The 9,185-nt window shown below is 58.6% G+C and carries 8 protein-coding genes and 1 pseudogene; 4 read left to right on the top strand and 5 right to left on the bottom strand.

What is annotated here, in order from left to right; translation table 11 throughout:
* Nucleotides 1-90: 90 nt before the first annotated feature.
* Nucleotides 91-807 (top strand): SOS response-associated peptidase, encoded by a 717-nt coding sequence (locus tag ABIB91_RS36440; RefSeq protein ID WP_354171652.1) that lies wholly within the window; start codon nucleotides 91-93, stop codon nucleotides 805-807.
* A gap of 71 nt (nucleotides 808-878) precedes the next feature.
* Nucleotides 879-1,912, top strand: a pseudogene (gene dinB / locus ABIB91_RS36435) (DNA polymerase IV).
* Between the two features lie 106 nt (nucleotides 1,913-2,018).
* Here the strand turns inward: dinB and ABIB91_RS36430 are convergent.
* Genes ABIB91_RS36430 through ABIB91_RS36420 form a run of 3 tightly spaced genes read right to left on the bottom strand, consistent with a single transcriptional unit; the run spans nucleotide 2,019 to nucleotide 5,641 of the window.
* Nucleotides 2,019-3,470, bottom strand: a complete 1,452-nt coding sequence (locus ABIB91_RS36430) for a T6SS phospholipase effector Tle1-like catalytic domain-containing protein (protein WP_279682310.1) — start codon at nucleotides 3,468-3,470, stop codon at nucleotides 2,019-2,021.
* A 12-nt stretch (nucleotides 3,471-3,482) separates the two neighbouring features.
* Nucleotides 3,483-4,448 (bottom strand): ComEC/Rec2 family competence protein, encoded by a 966-nt coding sequence (locus ABIB91_RS36425; protein WP_354171645.1) that lies wholly within the window; start codon nucleotides 4,446-4,448, stop codon nucleotides 3,483-3,485.
* Nucleotides 4,430-5,641 carry a patatin-like phospholipase family protein gene (locus ABIB91_RS36420; protein WP_354171643.1) on the bottom strand — a complete coding sequence of 404 codons (1,212 nt, stop codon included), beginning with the start codon at nucleotides 5,639-5,641 and terminating at the stop codon, nucleotides 4,430-4,432. Before ABIB91_RS36420 ends, ABIB91_RS36425 begins: the two co-directional genes overlap by 19 nt.
* Before the next feature lie 156 nt (nucleotides 5,642-5,797).
* Here ABIB91_RS36420 and ABIB91_RS36415 point away from each other — a divergent pair, with 156 nt between their 5' ends.
* Nucleotides 5,798-6,115, top strand: coding sequence for a helix-turn-helix domain-containing protein (locus ABIB91_RS36415; RefSeq protein WP_279682305.1), 318 nt, complete (start codon nucleotides 5,798-5,800; stop codon nucleotides 6,113-6,115).
* Entirely contained in the window at nucleotides 6,112-7,002 is an 891-nt protein-coding gene (locus ABIB91_RS36410; RefSeq protein ID WP_354171641.1) for an ImmA/IrrE family metallo-endopeptidase, read from the top strand. Before ABIB91_RS36415 ends, ABIB91_RS36410 begins: the two co-directional genes overlap by 4 nt.
* Nucleotides 7,003-7,396: 394 nt before the next feature.
* On the opposite strand, the gene ABIB91_RS36405 is transcribed toward ABIB91_RS36410, so the two are convergent.
* Nucleotides 7,397-8,563, bottom strand: coding sequence for a DGQHR domain-containing protein (locus ABIB91_RS36405; protein ID WP_354171639.1), 1,167 nt, complete (start codon nucleotides 8,561-8,563; stop codon nucleotides 7,397-7,399).
* Nucleotides 8,553-9,182: a hypothetical protein gene (locus ABIB91_RS36400; RefSeq protein ID WP_354129054.1), complete on the bottom strand. Its 630-nt coding sequence runs from the start codon at nucleotides 9,180-9,182 to the stop codon at nucleotides 8,553-8,555. The genes ABIB91_RS36405 and ABIB91_RS36400 overlap by 11 nt, the downstream gene beginning before the upstream one ends.
* Nucleotides 9,183-9,185: the final 3 nt, after the last annotated feature.

The raw sequence follows: 9,185 nt of genomic DNA, 5'->3' as shown, positions 1-9,185 counted from the left end.
CATAGTGCTTCATGTTCCCGCTCCTGCTGCCACCGGCTCGCCGGCTTCCCTTCCAGGCTGAGCCTTTCGAGCAGCAACCGCAATCACCCCATCTATTCGATCACCACCAACCAGGCTGCCATAACCGCGCTGTTTCGCGTCGTGAACCGATACGTCGGCAATCTGGCACCGATGCCGGGCGTGTTCCCGGACTACAAGGCGCCGATCGTGCGCAACGGCGCCGACGGACGCGAGCTTGTCACTGCGCGATGGGGGATGCCGTCGTCGCAGCACGCGCTCATGGAGGCGACCAAGAAGCGCGCCGCGAAACTTGAGGCCAAAGGCAAGTCGGTCGATTTCAAGGAATTGCTTCGAATGGAGCCGGACGGCGGAACAACCAACATCCGCAACGTGAAGAGCAAGCACTGGACGAGATGGCTGGGAGCGGAAAACCGTTGCGTCGTCCCGTTCAATTCTTTCAGCGAGTTCAACAAGTCCGAGGGCGGCGATATATGGTTCGCGCTCGATGGGACGCGTCCCCTCGCCTGCTTCGCCGGCATATGGACCAACTGGACCTCCGTCCGGAAGGTCAAGGAAGGTGAGACGACCAACGACCTCTACGCGTTCCTCACGACTGAGCCGAATGCCGAGGTCGGCGCCATCCACCCCAAGGCGATGCCTGTAATCCTGACGACTCCGGACGAGATCGAGACCTGGATGACGGCTCCTCCGGACGAGGTCTTGAAGCTGCAACGGCCGCTTTCGGACGGGTCGCTCAAAATCGTCGCCCGCGGCGTCAAGGAAGACCCGCCCGGACAGACAACGTGACCATCGAGGACGAGGACGAGGACGACCAGGCAGTTCCCCCGGGCCGCCAGCGAAAGATCATCCACGTCAACATGGACGCCTTCTACGCGTCCGTCGAACAACGAGACAATCCGGATCTCCCCGGCAAGCCGGTCGCCGTCGGCGGATCTCAGGAGCGGGGCGTCGTGGCGGCAGCCAGCTATGAAGCCAGGAAGTTCGGGGTGCGCTCGGCCATGCCGTCGGTAACCGCCAAGCGGCAGTGTCCAGATCTGATCTTCGTGAAGCCGCGCTTCGAGGTCTACAAGGCGGTATCCCAGCAGATTCGTGAGATCTTCGCGGAGCACACCCCGATCATCGAGCCGCTGTCGCTGGACGAGGCCTATCTGGACGTCACGGAAAATCTTCAAGGCATTCCGCTGGCGCGGGACGTCGCCTTGGCGATCCGTGCCAAGATCAAACAGGAGACCGGCCTCAACGCCTCCGCCGGGATATCCTATAACAAATTTCTGGCGAAGGTCGCCTCCGACTTCCGCAAGCCGAACGGCCAGTACGTCATCACGCCAGAGATGGGGCCGGCGTTCGTCGAAGCTCTCCCCGTCGGCAAGTTTCACGGCATAGGTCCAGCGACCAACGCTAAGATGAACTCGCTCGGATTGTACACCGGTCTCGACATGCGTAACCAGTCGCTCGAATTCATGCAGGCAAACTTCGGCAAGGCCGGCGCGTACTACTACTGGATCTCCAGAGGCATCGACAATCGTGAGGTCCGCGCCGACCGCATCCGGAAATCCGTCGGCGCCGAGAACACGTTCTCCAGCGATCTGACCTCGACGCCATGCTTTCAGAATTGCAGCCCTTAATCGACAAGGTCTGGCGGCATTGCGACGACAGGGGGTCTCGGGGCCGAACGGTGACCCTGAAGGTGAAATTCAACGACTTCGAGATTATCACGCGCAGCAGGTCCGTACCTGTTCCGGTTTCTAGCCGGCGCGAGTTGGAACGCCTTTCGGTCGCCTTACTGCAGAATGAGATCCCCTTTTCCAAACCGGTGCGTCTTCTGGGGGGCGCGCTCTCGTCGCTACAAGGTGACAATCAGGCAGAGCCGCAACTCGGGCTACCGATCTAGCTAACTGCTATCAACGAGGGATTCCGGTGTCCTCACCCGCCCTTTACTCACTCCCAGCACGATGTTCCGGCGGACCGCATGTCCGCAATCTCGATCACCTAGCGTCTCACAAGGAAGGCTGATCGACCGCAGCCTGTGGCGGCGGTGCGTTTCGGTCGGCTTTAGCCTTCTGAAACTTGATGTGGTCCGCGAGATTCTCGGGCGAGTACTCCTCGGTGGAGTAGAAATGCGGGACGCGCGCGGCGGCCGCCCTTGCGTAGACGGATGAATGCAGGATCGCCTCCGGATCGACGTGACGCAGCCCCTTCGGCCATCGGACGCCCCAGAAGCCGGGTTCGCGCTCGTCGTGCTGGGGTCCCAGTGCATCCGGCCGAAGCTGCAGCAGGAGCGGGTTGACCTTGATGCCGGCGCCGTCCGGTCCGGTCTCGTCCGGAAGCGCGGTCGCCGCGTGCACCATCCATTTCAGCGAAATATCGGAGAGCCGGGATTCGTTTTCCAGATAGCTACCACCAACGTCCGAATGGTTACCGGCGAACCAGACCTGTTGCAGCCAGTCCGGATCGCTGTCCTTGCGCGGCGGACCTTTGTTGCTCTTGCTGCCCCATTTCACGATGGCGAAATCGTTACGGTTCTCGTCGAGCGACAAGGCGTGGCGGGCATACCGCACCTCATTGTCCAGGTGCGGGTCGTAGAACCTCATCTTCGGCGAGGTGAAGTGCAGCGTTTCCCAAAATGTGTAGCCTTCGAGGCCGGTGGCATAGCGCAGGTGGGAAACGACATACCAAATGCCGGCGACGGCAACGGCGAGCCCTCCCAACACCAGCATCCACGTCCAGAACGTCAGCGCGAACATAGACAGGGCCCAGCTTCCGAGTAGCAGGAGCGCCGCAGCGCCGGCCACCATGGCCGCCGACAGCCGGTAGCTTCCGAGCGATGCGACGGTGTCGAACACGCCGATGAAGTACGGGTTGACGTTCGGAATGCCGGCAACATCTGAGTTGTATTTCCGGCGGAAGCGGAGCGCGATGGCCTTGCGCTGGCCGACGTATTTTTCGTCGGCCGGCGAACTGACGTGCTGGTAGACGTTCTTGACGGCCTCGTTTGCAATCTTCTTGATGGATTTCGCATCGCGCCGCAGCGGCGTCTTACCGTCCGCCATGGTGGTCGGTACGCCGCACATCGACAGCACCGCCGCGAGGCACCGGACCGTGTAGGCGCCCCTAGAAAATCCGAACACGAAGATCCTGTCGCCAGGCTCCCACATGCTCAGGATCGCGCAGTAGCAGTCGATGATGTTGGTGGTGATTCCGAGCCCTGTAGCGAGGCTGAACAAGTTGTGCAGCCAGCGGTAGGCGCGGACGACGAAAAAGGCGCCCTCCGGCGGCATCGACCCGAGCCCTGCGTCATAGAAGGTGACCTGGTCGGCCGGGTCGATGTCGGAGTCCGGTCCGCAACGTGTTGCCCGGTAGAGCTTGTAGATGTTGCTGCGGCGCTCGTCCGGGCGAAGACCACCGACCTGTCCGGTGCCGTCTGAGAAGATTAGTATGTTCTTTGCCATGATGTCCTGCTCCTACCGGGGATACGACTTGTGCAGACCGTAGCGCTGCCGCAACGTGTCGCCGTTGGCGTCGAGAATTCCGCTCTTCTTCGACACGAAGTCGACTCGGGACGATTCCTTGCCCGATTTTTCGATCAGGTTGATGGCCTGGTACGCGCCGGTGTGGTCGCCGGTGGAACGGACGATCACGTCGCCGGTCTTGGTGGTCATGAGCCGGATGCCTTGCTCGTGCAGCAGTTCCCGGATCTCTTCGCGTGGATGGTCATACTGGTTGTCGTAGTCGGCCGAGCAGATCGCCAGACTGGGCCTCAGATGGGTAAGGAATTTTTTGGTGGTGAAGCCGTTGTCGGCACCATGGTGGGCCAGGATCATGACGTCCGTTTCCGTCGTCAGGACCGGTGACCGGCGAAGCCGCGCGCCGATCATCGGCGACTCGACGTCGCCGAGGCTCAGGACGTTGAAACTGCCTTTGCGGAAATGCTTCACCGTCGAGTTGTCGTTGGCGCAATCACCGATGTGATAGGGGTTGTACAACGTGTTGCGGAAAGCCTGACTCTCGGCCCGCTCGAGCCCATTGATATAGGCCGGCGTGATGTGTGTGATCTCCGGAATCCGATTGGTGTTGCGACGGCGGTCTCGATAGTCCGCGATGATCTCCAGACACCCTTCGCCGTGGTCGGTATAGGGGTCGTAGCCGGGACACTCGATCCTCAGCGGTTGGATCAGGTTCAGCAAATCGAGAAGCTCGTGCCTGTTGCAGTGATCCGCGTCCCAACTCGTGATGTGGAGAAGGTCGGCCTGCTCAACGCCGCAACGGTTCATCATTTCATGCTCAAGCTGGCGGCGGCTCTCGTCGGTGAGCCGTCCTTCGATGACGGTGAAATGGCCGCCTGCGAAATAGGAGAACGAAGAGCCGGGACAACCCAGGTGATAGGCACGGAACCGGGTGATGATACTTTTCATGATCGGGTCTCCCACTGAAGCGATCGCGGGAAACCCGCCGGGGTATATGTCGTCAAGGTCACGTCAGCGACTTCGAACCCGTGCCGCCCAAGAGCGTCGAACTGCGTTTCGGAGAGCGCCTTGAGGTCGGTCGGATATTGCAGGGCCGTCACTGCCTGCTCGTCGGACTGGAACTCGTCGTAGAACCCGACCGGGCGTGCTCGGTCCGACTTGATGTCGACGCTGCGCACCGAATTGCCCATGCGCAGCAAGACGCCGCTGACGTTGCCGGACGCGATATCCGCGATGAGCATCCTGCTGCGGAGCGCGCGGATCTGGTCGCCGGCGATGTCGAACAACCGGGGCTTGGCTAGAATTCCCCTGAACAGCGCTGCGAGCGGCGATCTGCCCGGTGGCCGCAGCGGCCCCGAGGCATCGCTGCAGATCAGAAAGTCGCAATCTTTTAGGCCACAGCCCGGCTTAGAGATCGCCTCAAGGCCCATGTTGTCGTAGGCACCACCGTCCCAAAGGCGCACCGAAGTCGCCGGTGGCGGCCGCATGTTGATCTGCTTGCCGGTCGCCGGATCGGTTTCCCACCAACCTCCGGGTGGTAACCGGAGCGTCAGCGCGCCGATTGCGTACGGGACCGCAGCTGAAGCTGCCGCGGCCATGCTCAAGGGCACGTCCGGCGCGTAATTCCGGCCGAAAGTCCAGTCGCCCATTTCGCGCTTGGCGAAGCGCCAGTTCTTTCCGGTCTCCAAGCAGGTGGCGTTGATCAGCCAACGCGGATGGTCCGGAAGGTCGCCGAGCCGCCCGCGGATGCCCCACTGCCTCTCAAGGAGCGTTGACAGCACCGCGGCACGGTCCATGAATAGGCGAGCATTGAATTCGACGACGCCGCTCCAGCCTATTGCCTTGAAACTGAACAGATCGGCCGCTGTCATGCGGCGGCGCAGTTCCGGATAGATGTTCTGAAGGTAGCGCCGCGATGATGGCCACGACATTCCCGAGTGCGAAATGACCGCAGCGATCACCAGGCTGCCGCCGGATACCCTTGACACGGTCGAGACCTCCTCGAGAAGCCCTTCTTCGGCGAGGCGCTTGATTACTCCCAAATGGAAGACTGCGGCACGCACTCCTCCGCCGGACAGCGCGAGCCCGATCTTCCTGCCGGCGAGACCCGCCGCAGGCGGCTGCGGCGCAACCGCGGTATCGATGCCGTCACTCATGACCCAAATAATCCTGCCCAAAAAAACACGATTAGAAAAATGGCACACAAAGTATGCCTACTCCGAACATGGGAACGCGGGTTTCCATTGTCAAGGAGTTTTGGTATCGCTACTCTGAACTTACTTAATTCGTTGAATCGCTTGGAGAAAAATGAGATGGCGCAAACGTTCGGAGAAAAGATCCGAGCTCTCCGGAAGGAAAATGGGCTCACGCTCGACCAACTGGCCGACAAGACTGAGTCGTCGAAGAGCTACATTTGGGAGCTCGAGAACAAGAATCCGCCAAGACCATCGGCGGAAAAAATAGCAAGGATTGCTGCGGCACTTGGCGTGACCAGCGATTATCTGATGGATGAAAAGGATCAGAAGAAGGAGACCGCACAGGATCTCGCCTTCTATCGCAAATACCGGACGGTGGATCCCGCAACCAAGGATAAAGTCAGGCAGATGTTGGATCTGATGATCAAGAAATGACTGACGTCGGCGCGGTCATCGGTCATAAAAAGTGGGCAACCGAATTGACCCACTTGCTGCGCGCAGTTCTCGGCGACGAGCGATTTCCGGTCGACGTCGAAAAACTTGCGATGGAGGTGTCGGCAAGCCGCTTTCCAAAGGATCCTCTCAAGGCCATCAAGGGGGGTAACCTCCCCGGATTTGAGGGCGCCTTATATCCGCTGGGCGAGCCGCGCGACGGATGGGCCATAATCTACAACAATGCAAACGTATCTCCAGGACGTATAAGATTTACGACGGGGCACGAATTCGGCCACTACTTGGCTCATAGGCATTTGCTGCCCGACGGGATCGAGTGTGACGAGAAAGTCGTCATCCAGCGCGCCGGCATTGGCATCGAGAAGGAAGCCGACGAGTTTGCCGCGTATTTGCTCATGCCGTTCGACGATTTCAGAAAGCGGGTGTCATCGACCGACAAGCCGGGCGTAGATGAATTGAGTGCGTGCGCCGAGCGCTACGGAGTTTCACTCGTTGCTGCTATCATGCGATGGCTTGAATACACCGAGCGCCGCGCAATCCTGGTCGTTTCGCGCGATGGCGGAGCCATTTGGTCAAAGGCGAGCGATGCGGCATTTAGGTCAGGGCGGTTTATTCGCACCGCCAAGCAGACATTTATGCTTCCAGCGGGGAGTCTAGCCGTTCGCGAACAATTCGACGGGGCTGGCCGTGCGATCGGCACCCATCCTCCGGGAGTATGGTTCCCCGAGGTGACGGAGGAGATTTCGGTTAGGTCGAACCGATATGATTTGACTCTCACGTTGCTGCATCTTGCGAAGGAATACCGCTACCAGCCGAGCGCCGAGCCCGAATTGATGGATACTTTCGAGAAGTTTTCAGAACGCCGATAAGGCCTGCGCCGTGATGCTTGGGCTCGGTCAATACTTCACGACCGCGATCATCTCTCGTTCGTCATCCGGCTGCTCTAATACCGATCCGCGAACGAAAGAATATCGGCGCCGGATATTGACTCCTGACCGACCGCAAAAGACTGCATGGGGGCAGCAGAGGCAAGAGACGGCGTGATCACTGCTGGACGCCTCGATCTGACCGAGGTTCTCCACCATTGCGCAGCCAAGATCATCCAACAATTTTGCCGGACGCGTGCGTTGAATATGAGAATTGATGGCGCTCCCTAGGGGAAACGAAGCGCGCCCTCGCGAAGCGTTGAAAAACCAGCAAAAAACGGCTTGGCTGCGGTAGCTCTGCTACCACTTTTTGCTACCACCAGCAATACACCGGGCCTCAGCTGAGTGCCTCTTCCTTCCGGAGAACGCGATAGAGGCGCGCTTCACCGCCCGTACCGGGGACAAAGTTTTCGGTGGTGAAATCCTCATCCTTGAGCTCTAGCGGACGGAATACGCGGTCAAAGAATTTTTGTGCTGAGGGCACGTCACCTGGAGCAGCGATATCTAGATACGCATGGCGGAAGAACCGCATGAGTGCTCGAAAACCGTTTGTACGGTTCAACATCATGCCGCGCCCCTGATCGTCCCATGCCACTGGCCACCTCCTTTTGACTGCATCGAAGTAGTTCGAGACAGTCTCGGTGATCTCCAAATCCCGCTCGGCGACAAAGAGGTTTCTCAGCGGCATGCGGTAGAGGTCGCTGTCAACGGCCTTCTCCAATGGCTTATCGCGCAGAAGATCATCTCGGTCCTTTTTCGGTGCCGAGCTAAGATACGGCATCAGGGCCTCAACGAAAGTGGCTTGTGTGATCGGTTCGAACACACGACCTTCTGTGGCGAAGCCCAACCTCTTGATCCGCGAGTGAAGAGGCCCCTTCTTGTCACGGTCCAGCGCTACAGCAATGTTATGGCACGTCTTCTGGGGACTGCGCGTGCGTGCGAGCGAGAATAAATCGTAAACTAGGCTCTTTTGAACCTTAGTCTGTTCTAGGTTCACAGTAGCGAAGATGTGCGCTTGATCGGAGATGTCAGCGCCGACGAATATCGTTACCGGAACGTCGAAGGTAGCCCCTCTGAACGCATTCAATCCGGCAATTCGGTGCTGGCCATCCAAAACTCTGGCCAGATGACCGATGGCAATGGACGGAGCTTCCTCCTCGGGCCGCTTGTTCGAAACGGTCATAGTGTTTTTCTTGTCGTTGAAGAGCGCGTAATCCTCTTCAATTGCAAGGATGATCGAGGTCGGAAATGATGCGTCCTTGTAGTTCACGTACTCGGACAAGCTCCGCACGCGCCTGTCTTCGAGCGGACGCTGTATGCCGAGGTATCGCTCGATGTCCCGCTCTTCTTGCAAGACGCGCCGCACATCGAAGTACGACATACGTATGAGCGTTTTGAAGGGAATGGACGCGACGAAGATATCGCCAATCGGCTGCGAGGCACGGATGCAGCTAAATTCGTACTGTATCGGATCTGGTTCAACCAGTTCGAGTTCATCCTGCATTGGGGCGGTTCTCGAATTGAGTTGAGAAAGCATCCTCTTCTCGCGGCGTATCCCGAACAAACTCAGTCATGGCATTTCGATACGCCGAAGCGGTAAAGATACAGTACAACGAAAAAACGTAAACGATGATGGACGTCCAAAATATCCCATTTGGATTGAAGTGAACGGGGCTGTCCTGCGGCAGGAAGATAGGGTTCTTCATCAAGCTGAACGCAAAACCGGCAAACAGGCAGATCAGCGCGGAGAACAGCACGAATGATACACCATGCGGAAAAGCAATGTTGAAAGCGAACCGATTTTTGTCTTCAGTGATCTCTCCATACCGCCGCGTAATGATGTAAATCAGCGGCCCTACGAGAGCGGCGCAGTATACAAACAGCTCCCCACCCGTGATCGTTCCGACCAGTTCATGGGAGAAGCTCACGTCCGTCTTGAAGATGATGGGACCGAGCAAAGGCATGATCCACAGCGGCATAGTGGAAAAGAATGTAGTGATAGCCAATTCTTGAAAGGCCTCTCTGAAATCGCGAGCAGAACACTTCCTGAACTCTCGCGAGAACGGCACGACATACGTCATGACATTCAAAAGCCACCAGAAACCTCGTTCAATCTGCTGCACGAT

This window comes from Bradyrhizobium sp. JR4.3, from assembly GCF_040547695.1.
GTDB classification, from domain to species: Bacteria; Pseudomonadota; Alphaproteobacteria; order Rhizobiales; family Xanthobacteraceae; genus Bradyrhizobium; species Bradyrhizobium canariense.
This window is presented reverse-complemented; position numbering and strand designations above follow the sequence as displayed.